Source organism: Yokenella regensburgei ATCC 49455, from assembly GCF_000735455.1.
GTDB lineage: Bacteria > Pseudomonadota > Gammaproteobacteria > Enterobacterales > Enterobacteriaceae > Yokenella > Yokenella regensburgei.
Genome location: NZ_JMPS01000067.1, coordinates 93,860 through 117,492, shown reverse-complemented (window position 1 = coordinate 117,492; position 23,633 = coordinate 93,860). Strand labels below are relative to the sequence as shown.

General features: G+C 49.4%; 22 protein-coding genes and 1 tRNA gene. 9 read left to right on the top strand and 14 right to left on the bottom strand.

All coding sequences use genetic code 11. From position 1 onward, the window contains the following. Nucleotides 1-97: 97 nt before the first annotated feature. Nucleotides 98-1,015 (bottom strand): nitrogen assimilation transcriptional regulator NAC, encoded by a 918-nt coding sequence (gene nac / locus GYRE_RS16270; protein WP_038256666.1) that lies wholly within the window; start codon nt 1,013-1,015, stop codon nt 98-100. A 304-nt stretch (nt 1,016-1,319) separates the two neighbouring features. On the opposite strand from nac, the gene GYRE_RS16265 reads away from it, so the two are divergent. Beyond that, a tRNA-Asn gene (locus GYRE_RS16265) sits at nt 1,320-1,395 on the top strand. Between the two features lie 184 nt (nt 1,396-1,579). Here the strand turns inward: GYRE_RS16265 and GYRE_RS16260 are convergent. Continuing rightward, nucleotides 1,580-2,461 (bottom strand): LysR substrate-binding domain-containing protein, encoded by an 882-nt coding sequence (locus GYRE_RS16260; RefSeq protein ID WP_038256664.1) that lies wholly within the window; start codon nt 2,459-2,461, stop codon nt 1,580-1,582. 188 nt (nt 2,462-2,649) lie between these two features. Between GYRE_RS16260 and GYRE_RS16255 the strand changes: the two genes are divergently transcribed. The 3 genes from GYRE_RS16255 to GYRE_RS16245 are packed head-to-tail and all read left to right on the top strand — an operon-like array spanning nt 2,650 to nt 5,475. Next, nucleotides 2,650-4,134 (top strand): UbiD family decarboxylase, encoded by a 1,485-nt coding sequence (locus GYRE_RS16255; protein WP_038256660.1) that lies wholly within the window; start codon nt 2,650-2,652, stop codon nt 4,132-4,134. Between the two features lie 10 nt (nt 4,135-4,144). Then, nucleotides 4,145-4,759, top strand: coding sequence for a UbiX family flavin prenyltransferase (locus GYRE_RS16250; protein ID WP_038256659.1), 615 nt, complete (start codon nt 4,145-4,147; stop codon nt 4,757-4,759). Then, the gene (locus GYRE_RS16245; RefSeq protein WP_006820637.1) at nt 4,756-5,475 is read left to right on the top strand and encodes a DUF554 domain-containing protein; all 720 of its coding nucleotides are present in this window, start codon (nt 4,756-4,758) and stop codon (nt 5,473-5,475) included. The genes GYRE_RS16250 and GYRE_RS16245 overlap by 4 nt, the downstream gene beginning before the upstream one ends. Before the next feature lie 445 nt (nt 5,476-5,920). On the opposite strand, the gene GYRE_RS16240 is transcribed toward GYRE_RS16245, so the two are convergent. The 5 genes from GYRE_RS16240 to GYRE_RS16220 all read right to left on the bottom strand — a co-directional run bounded on the left by GYRE_RS16240 (nt 5,921) and on the right by GYRE_RS16220 (nt 12,444). Beyond that, the gene (locus tag GYRE_RS16240) at nt 5,921-7,315 is read right to left on the bottom strand and encodes a glycerophosphodiester phosphodiesterase family protein (protein ID WP_038256658.1); all 1,395 of its coding nucleotides are present in this window, start codon (nt 7,313-7,315) and stop codon (nt 5,921-5,923) included. 22 nt (nt 7,316-7,337) lie between these two features. After that, nucleotides 7,338-8,717, bottom strand: coding sequence for a glycerol-3-phosphate transporter (gene glpT / locus GYRE_RS16235; protein WP_006820640.1), 1,380 nt, complete (start codon nt 8,715-8,717; stop codon nt 7,338-7,340). A gap of 988 nt (nt 8,718-9,705) precedes the next feature. Further along, the gene (gene focA / locus GYRE_RS16230; RefSeq protein ID WP_006820641.1) at nt 9,706-10,557 is read right to left on the bottom strand and encodes a formate transporter FocA; all 852 of its coding nucleotides are present in this window, start codon (nt 10,555-10,557) and stop codon (nt 9,706-9,708) included. A gap of 374 nt (nt 10,558-10,931) precedes the next feature. Then, the gene (locus GYRE_RS16225) at nt 10,932-11,414 is read right to left on the bottom strand and encodes a GNAT family N-acetyltransferase (RefSeq protein WP_038256655.1); all 483 of its coding nucleotides are present in this window, start codon (nt 11,412-11,414) and stop codon (nt 10,932-10,934) included. Nucleotides 11,415-11,526: 112 nt separating this feature from the next. Next, nucleotides 11,527-12,444 carry a LysR family transcriptional regulator gene (locus GYRE_RS16220; RefSeq protein ID WP_038256653.1) on the bottom strand — a complete coding sequence of 306 codons (918 nt, stop codon included), beginning with the start codon at nt 12,442-12,444 and terminating at the stop codon, nt 11,527-11,529. A 103-nt stretch (nt 12,445-12,547) separates the two neighbouring features. On the opposite strand from GYRE_RS16220, the gene GYRE_RS16215 reads away from it, so the two are divergent. The 3 genes from GYRE_RS16215 to GYRE_RS16205 all read left to right on the top strand — a co-directional run bounded on the left by GYRE_RS16215 (nt 12,548) and on the right by GYRE_RS16205 (nt 15,513). After that, nucleotides 12,548-13,756, top strand: coding sequence for an MFS transporter (locus tag GYRE_RS16215; protein ID WP_038256650.1), 1,209 nt, complete (start codon nt 12,548-12,550; stop codon nt 13,754-13,756). A gap of 208 nt (nt 13,757-13,964) precedes the next feature. Further along, a complete protein-coding gene (locus tag GYRE_RS16210; protein WP_038256647.1) occupies nt 13,965-14,873 on the top strand; it encodes a LysR family transcriptional regulator in 909 nt (302 codons plus the stop codon). A gap of 133 nt (nt 14,874-15,006) precedes the next feature. After that, nucleotides 15,007-15,513 (top strand): SRPBCC family protein, encoded by a 507-nt coding sequence (locus GYRE_RS16205; RefSeq protein WP_006820650.1) that lies wholly within the window; start codon nt 15,007-15,009, stop codon nt 15,511-15,513. A gap of 192 nt (nt 15,514-15,705) precedes the next feature. Here the strand turns inward: GYRE_RS16205 and GYRE_RS16200 are convergent, their stop codons facing one another. The 4 genes from GYRE_RS16200 to ftrA form a co-directional block, all read right to left on the bottom strand. Further along, entirely contained in the window at nt 15,706-16,743 is a 1,038-nt protein-coding gene (locus tag GYRE_RS16200; RefSeq protein ID WP_038256645.1) for an ABC transporter ATP-binding protein, read from the bottom strand. A gap of 1 nt (nt 16,744) precedes the next feature. Continuing rightward, nucleotides 16,745-18,247 (bottom strand): ABC transporter permease, encoded by a 1,503-nt coding sequence (locus tag GYRE_RS16195; protein WP_112471382.1) that lies wholly within the window; start codon nt 18,245-18,247, stop codon nt 16,745-16,747. A gap of 94 nt (nt 18,248-18,341) precedes the next feature. Then, nucleotides 18,342-19,358, bottom strand: a complete 1,017-nt coding sequence (locus tag GYRE_RS16190; protein WP_038256641.1) for an iron ABC transporter substrate-binding protein — start codon at nt 19,356-19,358, stop codon at nt 18,342-18,344. Between the two features lie 244 nt (nt 19,359-19,602). Then, complete coding sequence (gene ftrA / locus GYRE_RS16185) at nt 19,603-20,592, bottom strand: transcriptional regulator FtrA (protein ID WP_038256638.1); 990 nt, start codon at nt 20,590-20,592, stop codon at nt 19,603-19,605. 81 nt (nt 20,593-20,673) lie between these two features. Between ftrA and GYRE_RS16180 the strand changes: the two genes are divergently transcribed. Further along, nucleotides 20,674-21,075, top strand: a complete 402-nt coding sequence (locus tag GYRE_RS16180; protein ID WP_038256637.1) for a rhodanese-like domain-containing protein — start codon at nt 20,674-20,676, stop codon at nt 21,073-21,075. 237 nt (nt 21,076-21,312) lie between these two features. On the opposite strand, the gene GYRE_RS16175 is transcribed toward GYRE_RS16180, so the two are convergent. Then, a complete protein-coding gene (locus GYRE_RS16175; protein ID WP_006820656.1) occupies nt 21,313-21,846 on the bottom strand; it encodes a GNAT family N-acetyltransferase in 534 nt (177 codons plus the stop codon). Between the two features lie 378 nt (nt 21,847-22,224). On the opposite strand from GYRE_RS16175, the gene GYRE_RS16170 reads away from it, so the two are divergent. Continuing rightward, complete coding sequence (locus GYRE_RS16170; RefSeq protein WP_038256636.1) at nt 22,225-22,644, top strand: GNAT family N-acetyltransferase; 420 nt, start codon at nt 22,225-22,227, stop codon at nt 22,642-22,644. A 149-nt stretch (nt 22,645-22,793) separates the two neighbouring features. Here the strand turns inward: GYRE_RS16170 and GYRE_RS16165 are convergent, their stop codons facing one another. Further along, the gene (locus tag GYRE_RS16165; protein WP_006820658.1) at nt 22,794-23,096 is read right to left on the bottom strand and encodes a helix-turn-helix domain-containing protein; all 303 of its coding nucleotides are present in this window, start codon (nt 23,094-23,096) and stop codon (nt 22,794-22,796) included. A gap of 4 nt (nt 23,097-23,100) precedes the next feature. Further along, the gene (locus GYRE_RS16160; protein WP_038256634.1) at nt 23,101-23,454 is read right to left on the bottom strand and encodes a type II toxin-antitoxin system RelE/ParE family toxin; all 354 of its coding nucleotides are present in this window, start codon (nt 23,452-23,454) and stop codon (nt 23,101-23,103) included. Between the last annotated feature and the right edge of the window lie 179 nt (nt 23,455-23,633).

Below are 23,633 nucleotides of genomic sequence, written 5' to 3'. Positions count from 1 at the left end.
TCCTCCGGGACCATCAGACATACCGCTATTGTTAAAGTCTGCGCTCCCGGCGAACAAATAATAAAAACCAGCATCTTATTCCGTTGTGGAATATAGCCTAGCTGGCAAGCAGCAGTTCGCGGTTCTCGAGCTGCGGGCGGCTGACCAGCGACAGCAGAATTTCCTTCACCGCCTGCGCCTGCGGCGTTAACTGCCCGCGCGCCGACATATTGAGCGACAGCGGCAGGTTCATCGACGGCGTGGTGATCCGCGCCATCCAGCCGTTAGCGGCGGCACACAGGGCCCGGGCAGCAGACTCCGGAAGTACCGTCACGCCCATTCCGCTGGCAATGGCCGCCGTCAGCGTCGATAGCGATTCAATCTCGCCGGTCACTTTTGCCGTCAGCCGGCGCAGCGAGAACGCCTCGTCAACGCGGGCGCGCACCGCACTGTAGTCGCGCGGCAGGAACAGATTAAGTTCCGCGACCGCCACTAAATCGACGCTCGGTCCCGGGCAATCGCGGGTGCCGACAAGATATAAATCCTCTTTCAGCAGCGGTTGGCTGACGATCCCCGCCATCGGCGCACGGTCGTACAGCACCGCCATATCCAGCTGGCCACAGAGCAGTTTATCGTTGAGCGCGGCACCGCTGTTTTCATGTAAATAGACCAGTACCTCCGGCAGCTCTTTGCGCACCGCCTGCAGCAGCGGCATAGTGATGGACGAGGCCGCCGTGCCAGGCGCCAGACCAATCGACACCTGCCCGCTGAGGGTCTGACCAACGTTCCCTACCGCCAGCTGCGCCTGCTCGCACTGGCGAAGAATAGTGCGCGCATGGGTATAGAGGATTTTCCCGGCATCGGTTGGCGTGACGCCGCGCTTGGTACGGATGAGCAACTGCTGGTTCATTTCACCCTCAAGGGTTGCCACCTGCTGGCTCAGCGCGGGCTGCGCGATGTGCAGCACTTCTGCGGCCTGAGTCAGACTACCGATATCGACGATTTTCACGAAGTACTTCAGTCGTCTTAAGTTCATTTTGCCCCCTGTGCAAGTTTGCGGTGCCACCAGAAGCGGTGTGCAGGGGTTTTGCAATATGCTTGCCAGCTTTGCCAACATGCCGCAGGTGCCGGGAATTAGGGATTCTGATGATTTAGGGGTGAAGTATTAGTCTTCTGCTATGCCCCACTGGAGGTATTCCTGCACCAGCCGGGTGCAAAATGGTGAAAAAACCAGCCATTGCATGCTTTTTGCTGAAATAGTCAGCAGTCAGTACAAAAGCGCGCATTCGGCCTTTGACAAAGGGGGGCGTCATCGATAATATGCGCCCCGTTCACACGATTCCTCTGTAGTTCAGTCGGTAGAACGGCGGACTGTTAATCCGTATGTCACTGGTTCGAGTCCAGTCAGAGGAGCCATATTTAGAAAAGCCCGCTTAAGGAAACTTAAGCGGGCTTTTTGCTGTTCTGCGTTCTGTGCCGTCGTCATACAGACTCTCAGCATCAGTTATGAAAGCTTATCCTGCTCACGTAAAACCAGGGTCATAAAAAAGACTGTTTTCGACAGGAGCGCATCAGCAATGAGACAAGGTAGTCTTGAGATTCAATCGAGCGTTAAAGTGCGGACAAATTCGATCAGTTCTTTGCTTTTCCTGAATTTCGGCCAGCAAAGCGTTAAGGTCGTTGTAGCCCTGGGATCGTGCAACAGGCAGTAACAGACATTCGGCAACGTTACAGAACGCTGAGTTTCCGGCACCAGCGTGACTCCTATGCCCAGCGACACCATACCAATAGCCACCGCAACATCGCGGGTAAAATGTATTTTTGGCGGGACAAACCTTGCCATCTCACAGGCATGTAATGCAGACCAACCGAGTCCGACTCCGGGCGGATCCTTCTGAATCATAAATGTATCCCCGGACAGCGTCTCCAGCGCGATTCTACCGGCACCTGCCTGGGGATGGGTATGCGGCACAGCGGCGATAAGTGTTCTGGTGACGATATCTACGTAGTCCAGAGTGGAAAAATGTGGAACAGGCGATCGGAGCAGACCCATATCCAACTGATGGTCGAGCAGAAGGGTGAGCTGATCGTCAACGTTATGTTCCTCAATAACAATCTCAACCTCTGGCTTAGTATCACGAAAACAGGAGATTAACCGTGTCAGGGCGGGATCAAGAATTGAGGATCCGACATAACCTAGTATGAGCTGGCCTTTATACCCTTTTCGGAGGCTATTCGCGCGGTTCAGCAGTTTTTCGTAATGACTGACAGCGCTCCGCGCCTCCTCAGCAAGCTGACTTCCTTCCACAGTAAGCGCCACATGACGGCGATCGCGTGTAAATAGCGCCATGCCAAGCTGATCTTCCAGCACCCTAATCTGGCGGCTTAAGGCTGGCTGTGTGATGTTGAGTCTCAGTGCAGCTTTTCCAAAATGCAGCTCTCTGGCAAGCACTACAAATGCGTGCCAATACCGATAGTCCACCCTTTTCTCCAGTCACTATTTTTCAATAACAATCCCACATTAAAAACGTTGTTAATGTGATTAGACGGGTATTTCTGTTGCCTTACATACTGTCAGCGATGTAACGGCTCATCCTGTCATTACCTGCAGGATGAAGATATAAGCACGTCGGGCTTGCTGTCTCCCGGTGGCTAACTGAGGAAAACATAATGTCTCAAATACAAAAAGTGACTGACCTGCGAAGTGCACTTGCCGTACTGCGCAATTTTGATGATGAGCTTATCGAAACCGATGAACCCGTTGACCCAAGTGCGGAGTTGTCGGGGGTGTACCGCTACGTAGGAGCACACGGTACTGTCATGCGGCCAACCCGTATCGGTCCAGCCATGCTCTTTAACCAGATCAAAGGCTATACCGATATGCGTGTACTGATTGGCCTTCTCGCCTCGCGAAAACGCGTGGCCCGACTGCTGGATACCACACCGGATAAGCTGGCCTTTTTGCTGAAAGACGCAGTGAGCACCCCGATAAGTCCTGTCGTTATTCCGCAGGAGAATGCCGTCTGCCAGGAAGTGGTCCATCTGGCATCCGATCCGGATTTCAACATCCTGAACATCCTCCCTGCCCCCACGAATACACCAGAGGATGCCGGTCCTTACTTCACTCTCGGAATGTGCTACGCCGCCGACCCACATACTGGCGATCATGACATCACCATCCATCGCCTGTGCGTACAGAGCAAGGATGAAATATCCATGTACTTCGTTCCCGGTCGTCATCTGGATGTGTTCCGCCAGAAGGCAGAGGACGACGGAGCTCCACTTCCCATCTCGATCAGCATTGGTGTCGACCCGGCCATTGAAATCGGTGCCTGCTTTGAACCCCCCACTACTCCACTTGGTTTTGACGAACTGTCAGTGGCAGGGAGCCTGCGTAAACAGCCTGTCGAGCTGTGCCAGTGTCTGACTGTCAATGCCCGGGCCATTGCGAACGCCGAAGTGGTTATCGAGGGGGAACTCATCCCGAACTATCGGGTCAGGGAAGATCAGAATACCAACAGTGGTAAAGCCATGCCCGAATTCCCCGGCTATACCGGCCAGGCACAGCAAGCGGTACCGGTTATTAAAGTGAAAGCTATCACCCACCGCCGCCACCCGATCCTGCAGACCTGCATCGGTCCCAGTGATGAACACACCAATATGGCGGGGATCCCCACCGAGGCCAGTATTCTGCAACTGGTTGAACGCGCCCTTCCCGGCTTTGTGCAGAATGTTCACTGCCCATCACCCGGAACCGGAAAATACCTTGCCGTGTTACAGGTCAAAAAACGTCTGGCAAACGATGAAGGTCGTCAACGTCAGGCTGCCCTACTGGCCTTCTCCGCATTCTCGGAACTCAAACATGTAATCCTGGTTGATGACGATGTGGATATTTTTGATCTCAATGACGTGATATGGGCAATGACAACACGCTATCAGGGTGATATCAGCACGGTCTTCATACCCGGCGTAAGGTGCCATCCCCTTGATCCGTCCTCAGACCCGGCTTTTAGCTACTCCGTCCGCGATCACGGGATCGCCTGTAAAACGATATTCGACTGTACCGTTCCGTTCACAATGAAAAGCCAGTTTTGTCGCAGCGAATTCATGGAGGTCGAGATCGATCGTTTTCTCCCGGATAACTTCAAGTACTGAGGGTGACATAATGTCGACATCAGAAAGTTCTCCTCGCAAGCGCATCATCATTGGGATCAGTGGTGCATCCGGTTTTTTATACGGTGTGCAGGCTCTGCGTTATCTGCGACAACTTAACGTTGAAAGTCACGTTGTGATCTCTCCTGCCGCTCATCTGAACCGCCGTCTGGAAACCACGCTGTCAGAAGACGACGTTCACGGATTGGCTGATGTAGTTTATCCCTTTGATGATATTGCCGCCGACATCGCCAGCGGTTCGTACAGAACATCTGGGATGTTGATTGCCCCTTGCTCTATGAATACCCTCGCCGCTGTCGCGGCAGGTTTTACCCGCAGTTTGCTGGCGCGGGCGGCAGATGTGACCCTGAAAGAGCGCCGTCGGCTGGTTCTGATGGTCCGGGAAACGCCGCTACATGCCGGGCACCTTCGTAACATGCTTCAGGTAACCGAAACCGGTGGCATCATTTTTCCACCCGTGCCAGCCTGGTATGCACGTCCCGCTAGCACTGAAAACATCATCGCCCATAGTGTTGCGCGAGCGCTGAGTTTACTTGACCTTGATTGCGACGCATTGCCGCGCTGGGGTGAAACTCCCAACCTGATTAACAGGAGTAAATCGCTATGATTACAGGCCCATGGTTCAACGGCTCTGCCGTCGCGATCGGCGGCATGGCTGGAGCCATTATTAGCTCACGTTTACCTGAAAGGTTACGTACCTCAATGCCGCTCATTTTTGGCGCGGCCTCCCTGTGTATGGGGATCGTTCTGGTGACAAGTGTCAGCCATATGCCCGTCATGGTTCTTTCTGTCCTTCTCGGCACACTGGTGGGCGAGCTCTGTTATCTGGAAAAAGGCATAAGCCACCTGGGCGGGAAAGCTCGTGGGCTGGTGGAACTCATCGTGAAAAGCGACCCCGGAGATGAGGGCTCACAGGCACAGTTTTTACAAAGCTATGTGGCGATCATCGTCCTTTTTTGTGCCAGTGGTACCGGTATTTTTGGCGCAATGCACGAAGGAATGACGGGGGACTCGAGTATCCTTATTGCGAAGGCATTCCTGGACTTACTGACCGCCCTCATTTTTGCCACAACCCTTGGTTACGCCGTGGCATTAGTTGCCGTGCCTCAGCTCATCATCCAGCTAGCTCTCGCCTATAGCGCGATATATATATTGCCCCTGACCACGCCCGCCATGCAGGCCGACTTTTCAGCCGTGGGTGGGGTTCTAATGGTGGCTACTGGCTTGCGTATTTCCGGGATCAAGGTCTTTCCGGTAGCCAGTATGCTTCCCGCGTTGGTACTGGCGATGCCAGTTTCTACTTTCTGGACAACCTATTTCTGAAAGAAAGAAGTACTTCATCTGGACTGAAGCAAAAAGTATGCCCGGCATTGATTGCGTATCTTCTTCATTTACTGAATGAATTTTCCGGTCATTCCGGGCATCGTAACGGGCCAGAATGGGCAAGTACTCAAACAGACCAGTACATCAAAAATACCACCGCAAAATTAGCGGGTTCGTTGCTACCCGTAATCGCAGCCTCCAGATGTTACGGGCATCCAATGTCCGAAGCATCCGGAGGACAACTAACATAAAACGGAGGCTTTATTATGAATAAAGACGATAATAGTATCGCCCCGTAGCCAGGACAAATATATAACCATTGTCTAAAATGCCCTTCATTGTAACAGGTTCAGTAATCTACTACCCTGCCGATTCAGTTTTCTGACTCCAACCTTTAAGCTTCAGGGGCGATTTCTACTTCTCGACCAAATTTAATTGTCAATTATCATAATTTATTCAGCCCTGAAGTATCCATAGATGAGTTCAACTTTATAGAACCCTCAAATATACTACGCGCATCTATTGCGGTCCCGGTATAGTCAGTGAACACGCCGTCGACGCCAGCCTCATAAAAGTCAAGATATTCATTAATCGGTTGGTTATGGTAAACTCCTGCCAAATACTGTTTTTCATTCCTGAACGTAAATGGATGCACTGACAATCCTAATTTATGCGCATCAGCAATTACTTGATTTGGCCTGACTAAATCCACTAAATTAATATCATTCCGAGCGCCTTGTTTTTTAGTATTAAGAAATGTCATGATTTCCATTTTCCATGGCCCAATAATATCAGCGTATGTAGCAACCTCATTTAATCCTGCAGGTGTCAACATACTGCCGAAATAATCAGGCTTACCTGCAACAGTCCAACTATATGGACGGCCAGACACAAACGTGAGATAGTTATTGGTATTGTAAATGACTTTCCCCGTGTAATAATCCACATCATTACCATCCATTAACTGAATAACCTTGGTCTTTAATCCTTTAGATCTCATATATTTTAAACTTTGGGGATCAAAGCTTTGCACAATAATGGGGGATTCTTTTGAGTTCAATCCATTCTTTTCAATGACTTTCAATATTGAATCTTCAAATGGGTGTGAACCCAATGCCCCGCAACCATTTGCTATAGCCTGACCATTATTCCAAATTGGATTTTTTGATTCAGGATATATACCAATTGTACGTCCTGTACGTTTTGTTTCCTCTTTGGCTATATCAATAACTTCCTGGAAAGTTAAAATTGGGAATTTACCATTTAAAGAAGATGGTCTATCGGCAGCAGCATCAAATGATGTACCACCGATCCAATCTTTTAATTCTTTAAGAGTAAAGTCACTAACAGACCAATCATTGGTGTGATCTTCACCATCTACTACCAATGCTTTTAGGCGTGATTTATAATCTTTAGGGTCAACTAAATCAGTTAAATATTTATCAGGCCCATGATCTTTATCTTCACGCTGCCATTTTATAGTTACAAAACGACCTGGAGTAGTTCTTATCCTTTTGGCAACCTCTGGATTAGTTTTAGCAACTTGCTCAACGTTTGTGTTGTCCTTCATCCAGGGATTATGACGTGCGATTAGTTGACAATCCTTAGTCATGTGTAAATCAAGTTCAAGGTAATCGGCACCATTTGTTGCCGCAGATTCATAAGAAGGTCGTGTTTCTTCAGGCATTATACCCGGATAACCACGATGTCCTACAACTAAAATCTTATGATTAAGTTGTGTTTTTTTATATGCTATTTCATTTTTGGCAATACCCTCTTGCGCTAACAACATTGTAGGTAAAAACAGTGTTATTAAAATGCCTAGCGTTTTCTTTTTCATAAATATTATACCTTATGCTTTATTAAATTCCCCTTGGTGCTAACAATTCGGTTTCTTTCTTCTGGATTTCTAGATGATGTTTTTTCTCAATCAACATGGTCCACGCAAGTAGAATAATTGCAATGATACAACCTATTATCATTGTTAAAAAACCACCATTCCAGCCAAAATGATCGACCATTATACCTACGATAGCGTTCGCAGCAGTAGAACCACCTAAATAACCGAATAGCCCAGTAAATCCTGCCGCAGTACCAGCAGCTTTTTTAGGAACAAGCTCTAACGCATGTAAACCAATCAGCATTACAGGCCCATAAATTAGGAACCCTTCTGCTGTAATACACGCAACATCTATACCATAGTGGCCCGGGGGGTTAATCCAATAAATAATCGTGCAGATAAGGACTAAAATCATAAATACTACACCAGCAGCTCCTCTATTTGTTTTAAAGATTTTATCTGATACCCAGCCACAAATTATAGTGCCGGGGATACCTGCGTATTCAAAATAAGCATAGGCCAGAGACGACTGTGTTACTGTGAAATGCTTAACTTCCTGTAAGTATGCGGGGGACCAGTTTAGTATCCCATATCGCATCAGATAAACGAAAATATTTGCAAATGCAATCAACCATAATGCTTTGTTTTTCAGAACATAAGTAACGAAGATATCTCTGGCACTGAATTCTTCCTCATCTCTTTTAGCATCGTAATCTTCAGGGTATTCGTTTTTCCATTCCTCTACCGAAGGTAGTCCACAGGACTGTGGAGTATCACGCACCAGTATGAAAGCAATAACTGACAGCACAATGGCTGCAAATGCAGGAAGGTAGATAGCAGATCGCCAATCTTTTAACCACCACATTCCCAAAATAAATAGCAGGGAAGGAACGGCACCACCAACATTATGTGCGCAGTTCCACACAGCTACAATTCGCCCTCGCTCTTTCTTCGTCCACCAGTGAACCATAACTCGTCCACAAGGTGGCCATCCCATTCCCTGCAACCAGCCATTAATAAACAGCAAAATGAACATCACTGTAACACTTGACATAGCCCATGGGACAAACCCCATGAATAACATGACAAGACCAGACAACAGCAAACCAAATGGGAGGAATATTCTGGCATTGGCTCGGTCAGAAATGTTACCCATAAAAAATTTCGACAGTCCGTATGCGATCCCAACTGCAGATAATGCAATTCCCACATCGGCATGAGAAAATCCCTGCCGAATAAGATGTGGTTCAGCCAACGCAAAATTATTCCGTACAAAATAATAACCAGCATAACCAAGAAATATACCGATAAATAATTGAAAGCGCATTTTTTTGTATTCGCTATCAATTTTCTTATCGGAGATTTTTTCTTTATGCCTGGGTGGTTCAAATAATTTCCACATAATTGACACTCCATTATAAAATCACTAACTCCTCTAATATCCCTCAACTGACACCATAGCCTTGCAATAATACCCCGTGCTTAGGAAAATTATTCCAGCAGGTCTCCGGACCGTATAACCCATGACTAGAAATAGTCATTCATTAATATCAACAGGCAGAAGCCACTCAGGTGGCAAATATTCACCCAGCACAGACTAAAGTCGAGACTTAATACTACAAGCAGACCTTATAGCATGCAATACGTGCTATATTGTGACCACTTTCACATTACGTTATTAACTCCTGAATTAATTATCAATAATGATTCAAAGCACACTTAAAGTTAGTTATATTAAATCAATAAAATCAATTGCTTAATGAACAACCAGACGTCAACACCCTGACCCTGAATTTCCATATTTTAATGTATGCACTATTTTCAGAGTAATACAGAATGTAATACCGAAAGTGAAATAATTTCTCTCGACAGTAAGTGGTGTAAATACCTGGTCTGGTCGTGCCATTCGGATTTATACCGCTTCCGATATGCTCATCCTGCCAATGAATGAGAATATCATATACAAAGCCCGTTTTTTAAGTAGTCTCAGGTTATGCGACAACAGGGACATCCCGTGATGTTTCGTAGGGATAATGACTCGAAATTTAAAAGATATATCTTGTGGCATTTGCAAAGTTGATATTATACCTCGAGCACTTTCTCGGCCAAAGTTGTATAACTTACTGGAAACGTAGAAAGTTGATGTCGAGGACCAGGCTGCAGAACAAGTAGTCGCTTCACTTAAAAAAATGATTATGAAATAGTTGGCCGGCATGACGGGCGTGGTCAGGGGCAATATATATACAGTACTATAGGCAAGAACGAATGGATGAAAGCTGAGGAACGACGGCTAATGCCACGGCGTAAATAAGGGTCTCGGCATTAGTGAGGGCCTGCAGCACGGCCTCCTGGCGCCGTGCTGCACCACTGATGGTTAGATGTGAAAAATTTCAGTGTTTTTGCTCCCGTAAATAGATTATCCAGTAAGTAATACTGACCAGAATTCCGCCGCCAATAATATTACCAATCGTTACCGGAATGAGATTATCTGTAATGAAATTTTGTACCGTCAGCGCCGGAAAATTATTTGCTGTAGTCTGCGTCATGTTCCAGAACGCAGCAGGCGCAAAGTTACGTATCATAACTCCTAAGGGTATAATAAACATATTTGCGATACTGTGCTCAAAACCACTGGCAACGAACATCCCTATAGGTAGCAGCATCGCAATGATTTTGTCAGTTAGCGTATGACCTGAGTAACTCATCCAGATGGCAAGACAGACCATTAAATTGCATAACGTACCCAGGCAAACAGCTTCAACAAACGTATGATGCATTTTATGATCGGCAGTTTGCAGAACGTTAAGCCCCCACAAGCCGTTGCTACTCATTATTTGTCCAGAAAACCAGATGAGTAATACAAAAAAAAGCGCTCCTACAAGATTACCAAAATACACGATAGTCCAGTTGATGATTAATTGTCGCCAGCTTATTAAGCCGCTGGCCTTTGCCATGATCGTCATAACTGTCGAAGTAAAAAGATCAGCCCCACATACAACGACCAGAATGAGACCGAGTGTAAAGCACAGGCCACCAGCCAGTTTGGTCAGCGAGTCCGTCGGGCCAGCACCAGTGGTCACGGTGATATAAAATACAAAAGCGATTGCAATAAACACTCCTGCAGTTACCGCCAAAAAGAAGGTAATGCCTTTCTTTTTCGAAACTTTATAGACCCCGGCCTGTTCTGCAACTTTTGCCATTTCGACAGGCATTCGCAAATCAAAAGAAATGTCATTTTTCATAGAAGGCTCCTGGATAGCATTAAACTATACATAGTTGCTTAAATATAAGCATAATGCGTGCCAGAGTGGCCCTGCCCCATAAATTGATATAGTTTCAGGCGCCAATTTAGATATAGAACACGGTTTACCTGCACAGAAAGCTATAACTTTCACCAGCTCATCAAGCCTCTGGCTTTTTCCATGATCGTCATAACTGTCGAAGTAAAAACGTCCCCCCACAAACAACAATCGGAATGAGATCGAAAGTAAAGCACAGGCCTCCAGACCGTCTGGTCAAAGAGTCGGCAGCTCCAGAACCGATTGTCACGGTGATATAAAATACAGAGGAATGGTCGCTGAAGGACACTCAAAAATGATACATAGCAAGTTACTGCTCAACAGGATTTCGGGGCTGGATTACGTAAAACCAGGGTCATAAAACGGCTGTTTGGATCGGGCTGATAATCGGCAAACGGCTCGCAGTCAACGAAACCGTGCTTGAGATAAAGTTGATGGCAGGCAGCAAACCCTGGCTGTGTCCCCGTTTCTAAACTCAGACGCTGCAGGCCGTTTGCATGCGCAACCTGCATGATATGCAATAAAAACTGATTTGCGACACCGCGACGTAAAAAATCTGGCGCAGTACGCATTGATTTCAGCTCACCGTGCCGATCGTCAAGCATCTTCAGTGCACCAATTCCCGCGAGCTGTTCACCTTCCCATGCTGACCAGAATATCACTGCCGGATCGCGCAGTTTTTGAACATCCAGCGCATGACTGCTTTCTGGCGGAGACTGTTCCAGCATGCCGGAAATATGATAGGCCACTAACGCCTGCACTGCCGGATGCGAGAGATCGTCGATTTTAATTATAAACATGAGAGTTCTCAGAGAAATTGGCGGGCTATGGTTAACATAAAAACAAGCGTCAATTTCTTTGTCTAATATCTATTTCTTATGGCGCCCTTCTCTGTGGCCATTCCATGCCGCCTTATGTGGCTAACGATGTATTGCTCAATGTCTGCTGGATGAAATCAATCAGCGCTCGTGTTTTAGCGGGCAAATAACGCCGATTAGAATAAAGGGCAAACAATTGCAAGGGGGCTGGCGATTGCTCAAACTCAACCTCCATCAACCTTCCATCGTTAATGTAAGGCTGGCAGGCTTGTTTAGATAGAATGGCAAAACCGACTCCTGCTACCGCCGCTCGCCCCGCCATCTCTCCGCTGTTGACCCGATAATGCCCTTTAACCTTAATCGTCTCGAATCCCCCTTTTTTATTCACAAACTGCCAGGGGGCACCTTTAAGTGCACTGACCGTTGTAATACAGGGTAATTCCTCAAATTGCTGTATACGAGAAGGGATGCCATAGCGCTGAATCACGGAGGGGGCTGCAACGATGGTACAAGGGATAGTCACCAGATGGCGGGCTATGTAGTCACTGTCATCCATTTGACCACGACTAACAATAATAGCTAAATCCAGATCATCTCTCAGGGATTCAAAACCAGACAAATTTGTGACGCAGCTTATTTCCAGATCCGGGTACTGACAGGCGAAATCGGCGAAAACAGAACCCAGCAATGCAGGACCTATTTCACTGGGAATACAAAGACGCAATGGGCCCTTGAGCTGCATTTGCCGCAGCGTTAATTCTGTTTCAGTCTGCTCAAGCGCCTCCAGTAATGGCTTCGCCCGGGTATAGAGCAGGTGTCCCGCCTGGGTGAGTTTCATATGTCGGGTACTGCGCTCTATAAGCTGAAGGTTCAGTTTGTCTTCTAACTGAGCAATACAACGACTCACGTTTGATGTCGGCATTTCAAGGACTTTCGATGCCCCCACAAAACTTTCTCTTTCAACCACAGCAATGAACACTTTCAGGGTATTAAAATCAAGTGCCGGTCGCATTAACTATCCCATAAATGATAATAATAAGTGCCATTTTTACCATCTAATGAACAGCATTGATAGCGGTTAAACTCGGATATCTTTCATCCACAGGTTGCTTGCTATGCCACTGGTCACAACCACGTTTAACCCTAAAGTCCTCATCCGGATAGCCGTTGTCATGGCTTTTATCCAGTTCACCAATGCACTGGAATATATGATGTTCAACCCTATTTTTGCTTTTATGGCAGCAGACTTCGCCGTTCCCGTATCATACTCAGGCTACGTATCCGGCATGTACACCTCCGGGGCAGTCCTGTCGGGAATTATCGCCTTTTACTGGATTTCTCGTTTCAACAAGAAACGTTTTCTAATCGCCAATATGGCACTACTCGGCCTGCTGACGCTTTTGACGACATTCACTTCCAGCTTTAGCCTTCTGCTTACGCTACGATTCTGTGCGGGATTAGTCGGAGGCACAACAATGGGGGTGGGTATCAGTATATTAATAAACCACGCACCGGCTAACCTGCGCGGAAGAATGCTGGCGACGATCATTGCATCATTTTCGATGGTAAGTATTGTCGGCATGCCCACGATATTATTTTTGTGTGCTCATTACGGCTGGCATGTCGCTTTGTGGTTAATCAGTACCCTGTGCCTTTTGGCATTGCCACTGATTGTTTCCATCATCCCTCAGGACCCGGTCTCTTTCGATACCCCCCACGCACTGCCTCTCGACGTTGATACGTTGCTGTTCGCTTCCGGTAATGCGCTGGTGCAGTTTAGCCCGATGCTGGTCATTCCTGTTCTGGTACCATTAATGACCCAGCTGCTGGGCGCGTCTCAAGAGCTGTTGCCCTGGCTGTTTTTCGCCGGGGGCGTGACGGGGTACCTATCTACAAAAATGACAGGCGCGTTAACTTCCCGTTGCTCTGCTTTGACTCTGGCTACCGGGTCAACCATCGTCTTTATACTGAGTTTGTTAATCCCCATTCTGGGCTATCCGCATGCGGGGCTATTTATTACTGTTTTTCTTGCTGCATCATACAGTCGTCTGGTGTCCTCTTCGGCGGTGACCATTCAGTTTCCTGATGACAGGCACCGAGCGGGATTCTCTTCACTACAGACATCCATCATGTATCTGGTTACAACGGTTGCATTTTTCCTGTCCGCTTTCCTGTTACCTGGACATGTCATTGCACCACAAAATATGAACACGTTGCTGGCGGTATGCGCAATTTCCGCATCAGGGTTCCCCATTATCGTTATCATTCTGCAAAAGAAACTGGCTAAGCGTAAGATCCAGCCGAAGCATCTGATCATCGATTAGCATAACGTCCGCTCCTGATACGGAGCGGACAGAGCAGATTCAGAAGTAGGATGTCCGCTGTGAGCGAACAGCGGACTTATCCGTACAAGGCTTACCATCCAGAAATGGAAGTTCCCCCAAAAGGAAAACACTCGCAAACCTTCTAGACAACCTTTTCCCGAGCATTTAGCCTGAATTAAAATTTTAATATCTGTCAGGCTAGTTCATTATGAAAAATGATATCAGAACCCTCGACCTTAACCTTCTTAAGGCACTTAATGCGTTACTGGATGAGGGAAGCGTGACTCGGGCTGCACAGCGGCTCTCCCTGACGCAGCCTGCCGTCAGTGGTATGCTTACCCGCTTGCGTGATTATTTTGGCGATCCACTCTTTGTTCGCACCAGTCACGGTATGGTCCCCACTCTGCGGGCCAACGAACTTGCTATGCCGGTAAAACAAATCCTCACCGATATCGCTATCCTGCTGAAACCAATGCAATTTGATCCCATGACGGCGGAACTGACTTATACCATCGTCGCAACGGACTATGCGCTTAAGGCCGTTGTCGTTCCGTTGATGGCTGCGCTGAAACAACGTGCGCCGCATATTAAAATTGCCGTGCGGCCTGTGGACAATGAGCGAATGTATCAGCAGTTGTCTCGGGGCGAAGTGGATCTTGCTTTGGTTACTCCGCAAACAACCCCCGATGACCTGCACGGAAGATCGCTCTATGAAGAAGCGTATGTCTGCGTAGCGCGAAGTCATCATCCTCTGGCAGCGAATTCGGAAATGACGCTCGAACAATTCTGCAAGCAGGAACATATTCTGGTGTCGACAGAAGGTCACTTTACCGGTGTAACAGATGAAGCACTGGTTCAGCTCAATCTGACACGACGAGTGGGCATGTCGGTTAATAGTTTTCAAGTGATACCGGATATATTGCGATTGACCGACATGATTGCCGTTGTGCCTCACCGCATGGTCCTGACTAACAACGATCTCATCATTCTCCCTTTGCCCCTGAAAGTACCTGGTTTTACCAAGAGCATGGCCTGGCATGAACGAACCCATCGTGACCCGGGTCATCAGTGGATTCGTGCTTTATGCGTAGAAGTTAGCCAACACCCTGGCCCCTGATATAATTTATCTTATTAAGAATATAAGTAATGACAATTAGTCTTATAACTCCATTGCGCCAATAATCACTGCCATCACGTTGTTGCCGTAACGGCACACGCAGTGCAATTCACTATCGCAATGGGAGAAATTGATGAACGCGATTAACTGGCCAGAAGGCTTTGTTCCGGGTTTTACCGATAACTTTGTTTCTAATGAAATGATCATCTCAGGTCTGAACGTCAATGATGTCTGGCCGCTACTGAGTCAGCCATTGCTATGGCCGGAATACTATAAAAATTCCGCCGATGTGCGCTTTTATGACAACAAAGGTCCAGAATTGGAAAATGGGGTTCGCTTCTACTTCAGCACGTTTGGTTTCCCAGTTGAAGCTCAGGTTGTGGAGTTTGTTCCACCTTCTGAAGGTAAACCTGCTCGTCTGGCATGGCACGGATGGGCCGGTGAAAAAGATACCGCTCAACGACTCGATGTCCATCATGCGTGGCTACTGGAGGACCTTTCCGGTCACAGGGTCCGTATCCTAACGCAGGAAACACAGAACGGAGTCCCGGCAAAAGATCTGGCAAATACCCGCCCGAACCCAATGCTTAATGGTCATCAGGAATGGCTTGACGGCCTGATTCGAGCAGCAAAGAAATAATAAACCGCTTTCCACAGTCATATCACTGAGGCTGCACTTCCCCGCAGCCTCAAGAATATTTGCCCGTTTGCTATTGCACTTGATTACAGGTAAATCATGTAACCCCCGCAAGTGACACCGCGCGGCCATATCTGTAATGTCCCCTCCTGGCACGAAGCGGACAAAACACTGGCGTACGGGTGTAACCGGTCATTAACTCCCTAACACACAAGCAGAACCCTCTACCCTCAGCACCACCGCCATATTCACCTGCCATCTTTGCTGGCTGACCGTTTTCACCTGCAACCCTCCTGGCCACGCCGGGGAGCCGAGTGTCAGCGTTGACAGGTATCCGGTGAAATCGACATCGGTGATGGTCACGGCCTGGGTCGGATCGCCGCCGGGCTTGCAGGGCGTAATCACCACCTGTTCAGGGCGCAGCATGATACGTTTTTCACCCAGGGCGGCAGGGTTATCCACCGGGAGGGTGCCCAGCTCGCAGTTCGCCACCCCACCGCTCACCTGCGCCCGGAAAATCAGCGCATCGCCGAGAAATAGCGCCGTGGCTTCATCCACCGGCTGTGAATAAACCTCCATCGGCGAGCCAACCTGGGCAAAACGTCCTTCACGAATAACCGCAATCTGGCTGGCAAAGGAGAGTGCCTCCTGCTGGTCGTGGGTGACCAGAATCGACGCCACCCCCGCTTCGTCCAGCAAATCTGCCGTGGCTTTGCGCGTGGCGGCGCGCAGCCCGGTATCCAGCGCAGAGAAGGGTTCATCCAGCAGCATCAGCGCCGGCTCTTGCGCCAGCGCGCGGGCCAGCGCCACGCGTTGCTGCTGACCACCGGAGATCTCATGCGGCCAGTGACCCGCCAGTTCATGACGCAGGGAGACCAGATCCATCAGCTCTGCCACCCGGCGCTGGTTTTCCTGTTTTGTTCCCTTCAAACCGTAGGCAATGTTGTCGCCCACTTTCATATGCGGGAACAGCCCCCCTTCCTGCGGCACAAAGCCGATCCCACGCTGATGCGCCGGAATAAAGGTGTGCTCGTCAAACAGCGTTCTGCCATTAAGAATGATTTGCCCGCTGTCCGGTGATTCAAACCCGGCGAGGATGCGCAGCAAGGTGGTCTTACCCGAACCGGAAGGCCCGACGATCACCGTGCGGGACGACGGCATCACCGTGAGATTCAGATTTTCCAGCACCGACGTCTGGCCAAATTTCTTGGAAATATTCGTTAATTCAATCATCTTACAGGCCCGCTAATTTTTGCGACTGCACATACAGAAGTCCGGTCAGCGGCAGCGAGATAAGCACCATCAACAGTGCGTAAGGCGCCGCGGCGACATAATCGATTTCACTGGTCAGCGCCCAGAATCCGGTGGAGAGCGTTCTGGTTCCCAGCGGTGAAAGCAGCAGCGTAGCCGTGAGTTCGTTGGTAATGCCGAGGAACACCAGCGCACCGCCGGCGGCCACGCCTGGCGCGGCCAGACGTATCGTGATCCCCCAGATGGCGCTGGCCTGGGTTTTGCCCAAACTACGGGCAACATTTTCCAGCTCCAGGGGAGCCTGAGCGATACCTGCGCGCAGATTCACCAGGCCGCGCGGCATAAACATCAGCAGATAGGCCAGAAAGAGGGTGAACTCCGTTTGATAAACCGGACGCATGTAGTGGATGGTCACCGTCACCAGCGACAGCGCCACCACAATCCCCGGCAGCGAACTGGTGAAGTAGTTACATGCCTCAAGCGCGCGGAACAGCGGACGCGGATAACGCACCGTCAGCCAGGTGACCGGGATCCCCGCCAGGATAATCAGCAACGCGCCGCCGGAGGCCAGCATGATGGTCTGGCGCAATGACAGCCAGAGATCGGCATGCGTCCAGTTTGCAACGCCGCCCAGCCATAGCCAGCGACACAGCACCGCCAGCGGCACGACTAATGCCAGCATCAGCACCGTCAGCGAGAAAAGCTGCCCCACCACGCTCAGCGGCAGGTTCAGTTGCAAGCGGTGCTGCTCGCGGGGCGACCCCGAGCCCACGCGGGCATAACGCGCTTTACCGCGCGTGGTCCCCTCAAGCGTCAGGAACACCAGGCAACAGAGCGCCAGTACGCCCGCCAGCATATTCGCCGCCGGGCCGCTGAAGGTTGACTGGAACTGATCGTAAATAGCGGTGGTGAAAGTATCAAAGCGGATCATCGCATACAGGCCGTATTCGGCCAGCAGATGCAGTGTGACCAGCAGGGCACCGCCCCAGACAGCCAGCTTCAGCTGCGGCAGGACGATACGGAAAAAGACCGCCCACGGCGGCGTGCCTAACGACGCAGCGACATCTTCCAGCGTCGGGTCGAGGCGGCGCAATACCGCAGAGACAGGGAGATAAATAAATGGGTAATAGGCCAGTACCGAGAGAAAAACCCCGGCGCCTAAACCGTGAAGGGATGGCACCGCGCTGACCCAGGCATAGCTTTGCACAAAGGCCGGGATCGCCAGCGGCACAACGGCCAGAACCGACCAGACGCGGCGTCCGGCAAGGGTCGTTCTTTCGGTAAGCCAGGCCAGCATAACGCCAACCAGCACACAGAGCGGAACGGAAATAATCACCAACAGCAGCGTGTTGCTGAGAAGCTCAGCAACACGCGGGCGGAAAATGAGTGCCCTGGCCGTTTCCCAGCCGGTGTCAAACCCCATTACCACCACAAAGGCGGGTGGGATCAGCGAGAACAGCGAGAACAGTATTGCAAGTAAAATCATCGTCAACGCCGGGCGGCGCTGCACCCCACGCCGCCGAACGCCAGGCGCGTGGGTAATATTGACTACTGACATCAGGCACTCACCACTACATCAATTAAAGAAGGCCAGCTTGCGTCATCAAATCAATGACTTTTTTGTTATTGAGTGTTGAAGGCTCAACTTTTGGCGCGTCCAGATCCTTCAGTGGAACCAGCTTCGGGTTAGACGCCGCATTCACGCCTACCGCATATTCAAATGCATCGTTGGTACGCAGACTGTCCTGCCCGGCTTTGCTGGTGATGTACTTCACGAAGGCCTGCGCCTGCTGCTGATGCTTGCTGGAAGCCAGCACGCCGCCACCGGAAATGCTGACGAAGGCGCCAGGATCCTGGTGTTTGAAGTAGTGCAGCTGGGTATTTTTGCTGTTTTCACCGGTTTTCGCCTGGTCAACAAAGCGGTAGTAGTGGTAAATCACCCCGCCATCAATCTGACCCGCGTTCACCGCTTTCATCACCGTGCTGTTGCCTTTATAGGCGACAGAGTTAGTTTTCATCGCTTTCAGCCATTCCAGCGTCGCCTGCTCGCCTTTCAGCGCCAGCATTGCGCTGACGATAGCCTGGAAATCCGCACCGGATGGAGAGGCCGCCCAGCGCCCTTTCCACTCTGGCTTCGCCAGATCCATCAACGATTTTGGCAGCTGAGATTCGTTCAGTTTCGCAGGGTTATAGACGAAGACCGTGCTACGCGCCGCGATACCAATCCAGCGCCCGTGCTGCGGGCGAAATGCCGGAGTCACCTGGTCCAGGGTCGCTTGATCCAGCGGGGCAAACAGTTTTGCATTATCCACCAGCACCATCGCCGGTGAGTTCTCGGTCAGGAAAACGTCAGCGGGTGACGCGCTGCCCTCCTGCACCAGAGCGTTGCCCAGCTCGCTGTCGCCGCCGTTACGCAGCGTCACTTTGATGCCGGTTTCTTTAGTGAAGCCGTCGACCCATGACTTCACCAGATTTTCATGCTGGGCGTTGTAAACCACAAGCCCACCGCTGCTGTCCGCGGCACTCGCGAACGGTGTTAACAAAACAGATGAGGTCAGCACCGCAATGGAGCAAAGGGATGATAAACCAAACTTCATACGTTAATCCTTTATAGAAATGATTACATAACACCTGAATGCGTAGCGAGCGGATTAAAGCACATCGACATGATAGTTATAATGATAATGATTTTAATTTCCACACAACAGTGTGAAATAGGGCGAATGGCAACATTGCTGCAATAAAAATCCTGAACCGCAACCGAGGGGTTCAATAAGATGAAGAAAACCTTAAGATGGCATTATCCGCCGGACAAGAGCGCAGGATCCCAGACTCAGTGAGTTAACGCTCTGACCTGAACTGTTTGCGCCAGGCTTGCGGGCTGAGGGTAAATCGTTTCTGGAAGTGATGCCGGAGTGTGCCCGCGGTACCAAACCCGTTTTGTTCTGCAATGTGTTCAATACTCAGGCGGCTACTTCTTAATGCCAGCTGCACACGCTTAAGGCGTTCCTCAAGCAACCATTGGGCTGGGGTCAGCCCCGTAGCTTCCTGAAAACGGCGCTGCAAGGTGCGTGGACTCATACCTGCACGATTCGCCATGATTTCTAAGGTATGCGGCTCGGCGATATGTGTTTGCAGCCAGTCAAACAATAAACCCAGACGCCGGCTTTCCCGAGCGCGGGCGACAGGATGCGCTATCTGCTGCGACTGATCGCCATCACGATGAAGCTGGATAACCAGTCGGCGCGCCACGTTATTGGCGATTTCCAGGCCGTAGTCACAGCGCACGGCGTGCAGACAAAGGTCGATACCGGCAGCGCTGCCCGCGGATGTCATCAAATTGTCATCACCGACGTACAGCACATCATTCACGACGTCGATTTCCGGGTAACGCTGCTGTAGCGCTTCGGTATACCGCCAGTGTGTTGTTGCCTTTCGTCCGTTCAACAGACCCGCGGCGGCAAGGACAAATACGCCAGAGCAGATAGACATAATGCGGCAACCGCGTTGGTGAGCCTGGCTCAGCGCAATGCAAAGTGCTTCAGGTACCGGGGTTTGTACTCCGCGCCAACCGGGGACGACCAGCATATCCGCCTGCTCCAGTAACTCGTAGCCACCATCCACCACCACTCTGATCCCGCCAGTGGCCCGCAATTCGCCTTCATCAATAGAAGCGACAGCAAAGCGATACCAGTTTTCCCTCAGTTCAGGACGTGGCAGACCGAAGATCTCTACGGCAACGCCAAATTCAAAGGTACATAGTCCGTCGTAAGCCAGAACGACGACCAGTGGGCGGGAAGCTGTTGTCACAATCCTGGCGATTTCTGTCATGGTTGGCGGCGGTGGAGTTAGCGGATATCTGGTGAGATAAGACGTAACACACTACACCAGACCACCACGAGAAGGAATACCATGAGTACAGTAACAGCAACCCCTACCGCCAGTGCTTCTGAAGCGATCGACCATTTTTCCCGCCGCCTTAGCACCGAAACAGACTGCTCTGATGTCAACGCCGCCATGAATGCAGGGGAAATGGATTTCGTGCTGCTGCATGTTGTTGGCAGCGAGGAAACCTTTACCCGTCGCCATCTTCCCAACGCCATTCATTTACCACACAAAATGATTACCGCAGAGACGATGAATAAATGGCCAAAAGAGACGCTGTTTGTCGTCTACTGCGCCGGGCCACACTGCAACGGCGCTGACCGGGCCGCACTGAAGCTGGCTCAGCTTGGCCTGCCGGTAAAGATAATGATTGGAGGACTGACGGGATGGGAAGATGAAGGACTGGCCTTCGCCGGAAATCATAGCTGACCACTCACGGCAGCGAATGTATTAATGCAATGGAATTTGAACGACGTCCGTTCATAGCGCTTAGCTGTCGGGTAGAAGGACAGCTAAGCCCGCAACGAGCGAAGAGCGGACGTTATCTACGTTGAACGATGGTCTTACGTTATATTTGTCAGCCTGAAGAATGGGGGCTAAAGCTGTGCAAGTTAAAAATGCCGCTCAAATTGAACGGCAGTTTTAAAGCTGAATGTATACAGATGGTTACTCATCGTGTGGCTGATACGCCTTAACTGCATCGGACATCGGTTTGCAAAACCCCATCTCCCCGGTAGGGATTGGGGTTTCGTCCAAAGCCATTATCATTTTTGCTTCATCAGGGCCCGCGCTCAGACTACAAGTTACTCCGTATATTGAAGCTTGTTCAAAGCCAAAACGTGGGTAATAGCCCGGATGCCCAAGAACAGTCATCGTTTTTTCCCCCATCTTCCTGCCGATATCAATGCATGCCTTAATAAGGTCGCAACCAATGCCCTTTCCTTGGTGCTCAGGAAGAACTGCAACAGGTGCGAGCGTCAGGGAAGGATGTGTACCAATGCTTGATCGTGTACACAGTGCGTGTCCGACAATATTGCCCTTTTCATCTTTTGCAACCAAAGAAAGAGCCGATATCCAGCCAGAATCATCGCGCAATGCGCTGACCAGGTCAGCTTCCTCTCTTGAGCCAAATGCTTCAGTGATAACGTGTTCTACTTGTAGAATGTCTTCAATGTTTTCTTCATTTATATAAATATTCACATTTTTCCTTGTTGTTATTTATTTTATTCTCAGAGGGCGCTTAGTTAAACGATAAGTTAATGGGAAGTTATTATTACAAAGCAAAAATTGAGAAACGATATTCAAGTGATGAATATTACAATAGTATAAATTAATCATGCAAGTAATGTATGAAATTAGCTGTGAAATATGCCTGCATCTCATATGTAAATACAGCATGATGTAAGCTACTTCTGCTTCGACATGACGCCGAACTGTTGAAGTGTTGTAAGATCACCTGAGAGCGAGAAGCGGACGTGACCTGCCCCCCAGAATTAAATACAAACCTTCCATTGAAATATTTTATTAACTTATTTATAACATTAAGTTCCAGATGCAAACTTGTTCAATTGGATATGTATGGACATTCAAATCACACATCAAGTTACTGAATATGATAAAGAAGAACTATTAACCGGATTAAGAAGCTACAATGCTCAGTTCATCGATTTTAGTAAAAATGGGCAGCTTGGGGTCTACTGCAGAAACGAAAGCGGTGAAATGGTAGGCGGGTTAATTGCTGACAGAAAAGGTCCGTGGCTCTGCATCGACTATCTTTGGGTAAGTGAATCTGCAAGGAGCAGCGGTTTGGGGAGCAAACTTATGGATGTGGCTGAAAAAGAAGGTTTGCGGAAAGGATGTGTTCATGGACTTGTAGATACCTTTAGCTTCCAGGCTCTCCCTTTTTATGAAAAACAGGGTTATATACTTCAAATGTCATTACCTGACTTCCCTAAAATAGGCTCACAAAGGCACTATCTAATAAAAACGAATTTATAGTATTGCTGCTTTCGCTTTATCAAAGCTGCCTACAGGTAGCTTTGACTTTCCACACATAACCAGCATCATTGCCCACGTCTGGCACTAAGCTGACGGCAACAGAAACCCGCTTAGAGAAATTTAAGCGGGCTTTTTCTATTCTCGCGTATTTATAAAGCAAAGCCGTAGTGAGAGCCGTCCGGCAACTCCACGTCAAGACGTAGCTTACCGCCTGCTGCCTCAACATAGCGTTTGAGCGTAGACAGTTTTAGATCGCGCCCCGGTTTTTCCATGCTGGCGACGGTAGGCTGCCGGATACCTAAGGTTTCCGCCATTTCTACCTGCGTTTTCTGCACTTTCTCTCGCAGTTCGGCAAGATGGATGTTGAGCAGCATGTCCACCGCCATCGCCTGTGCATCGGCCACGACATCCGGTTTTTCATCCACAAGAAGCTGTTCGAGCGTTCTGCCCATTGTGTTACTCCTGGTCAACTAACGTATTCAGATAATCTGTAAATTCCCGGTCGGCAAGCGGGATCATCTGGTCATAAAAACGTTTTTCATTACCGGCCTTGTTACCAGCACAAAGCAAAATACCGGTCCGATAGGGATCGAAGGCAAAAAATACTCGTATCGGATCGCCCCGGCTTTGAACACGCAACTCTTTCATGTTGCCGTAGCGGGAACCTTTGAGCGTATCGGCATAAGGTCTGGGCAATCCTGGTCCCTTTTCGCGCAATACAAGTAATGCCGCCAGTACACAAGTCCGATCGGTTGCACAAAGCGCACTAAACCAACCGTCAAACCAATCCGTAGTTTTAATCTCCCACACAAGTCCTCCCGACAATATAGATCACAAGCTATATAGATGCAAATCGATAACAGGGATAATGACGACTCGACTGAGGAAGTGCATGTGGCATTTTTGGCAAATGGATAGCGCATTCCAGCCATTGATGACAGAAGCTGAAAACGACTCATCGTTTTGCGTGACGGCTCGCATAAGTGCAG

Excerpts from the sequence above, each read along its gene's own strand:
- ftrA (WP_038256638.1), bottom strand. The coding sequence starts at position 20,592 with ATGACAGAAATCGCCAGGATTGTGACAACAGCTTCCCGCCCACTGGTC.
- GYRE_RS16225 (WP_038256655.1), bottom strand. The coding sequence starts at position 11,414 with ATGTTTATAATTAAAATCGACGATCTCTCGCATCCGGCAGTGCAGGCG.
- GYRE_RS16195 (WP_112471382.1), bottom strand. The coding sequence starts at position 18,247 with ATGATTTTACTTGCAATACTGTTCTCGCTGTTCTCGCTGATCCCACCC.
- GYRE_RS16215 (WP_038256650.1), top strand. The coding sequence starts at position 12,548 with ATGCCACTGGTCACAACCACGTTTAACCCTAAAGTCCTCATCCGGATA.
- GYRE_RS16250 (WP_038256659.1), top strand. The coding sequence starts at position 4,145 with ATGTCGACATCAGAAAGTTCTCCTCGCAAGCGCATCATCATTGGGATC.
- GYRE_RS16205 (WP_006820650.1), top strand. The coding sequence starts at position 15,007 with ATGAACGCGATTAACTGGCCAGAAGGCTTTGTTCCGGGTTTTACCGAT.
- GYRE_RS16220 (WP_038256653.1), bottom strand. The coding sequence starts at position 12,444 with ATGCGACCGGCACTTGATTTTAATACCCTGAAAGTGTTCATTGCTGTG.
- focA (WP_006820641.1), bottom strand. The coding sequence starts at position 10,557 with ATGAAAAATGACATTTCTTTTGATTTGCGAATGCCTGTCGAAATGGCA.
- GYRE_RS16210 (WP_038256647.1), top strand. The coding sequence starts at position 13,965 with ATGAAAAATGATATCAGAACCCTCGACCTTAACCTTCTTAAGGCACTT.
- GYRE_RS16200 (WP_038256645.1), bottom strand. The coding sequence starts at position 16,743 with ATGATTGAATTAACGAATATTTCCAAGAAATTTGGCCAGACGTCGGTG.
- glpT (WP_006820640.1), bottom strand. The coding sequence starts at position 8,717 with ATGTGGAAATTATTTGAACCACCCAGGCATAAAGAAAAAATCTCCGAT.
- nac (WP_038256666.1), bottom strand. The coding sequence starts at position 1,015 with ATGAACTTAAGACGACTGAAGTACTTCGTGAAAATCGTCGATATCGGT.
- GYRE_RS16180 (WP_038256637.1), top strand. The coding sequence starts at position 20,674 with ATGAGTACAGTAACAGCAACCCCTACCGCCAGTGCTTCTGAAGCGATC.
- GYRE_RS16170 (WP_038256636.1), top strand. The coding sequence starts at position 22,225 with ATGGACATTCAAATCACACATCAAGTTACTGAATATGATAAAGAAGAA.
- GYRE_RS16240 (WP_038256658.1), bottom strand. The coding sequence starts at position 7,315 with ATGAAAAAGAAAACGCTAGGCATTTTAATAACACTGTTTTTACCTACA.
- GYRE_RS16255 (WP_038256660.1), top strand. The coding sequence starts at position 2,650 with ATGTCTCAAATACAAAAAGTGACTGACCTGCGAAGTGCACTTGCCGTA.
- GYRE_RS16245 (WP_006820637.1), top strand. The coding sequence starts at position 4,756 with ATGATTACAGGCCCATGGTTCAACGGCTCTGCCGTCGCGATCGGCGGC.
- GYRE_RS16190 (WP_038256641.1), bottom strand. The coding sequence starts at position 19,358 with ATGAAGTTTGGTTTATCATCCCTTTGCTCCATTGCGGTGCTGACCTCA.
- GYRE_RS16165 (WP_006820658.1), bottom strand. The coding sequence starts at position 23,096 with ATGGGCAGAACGCTCGAACAGCTTCTTGTGGATGAAAAACCGGATGTC.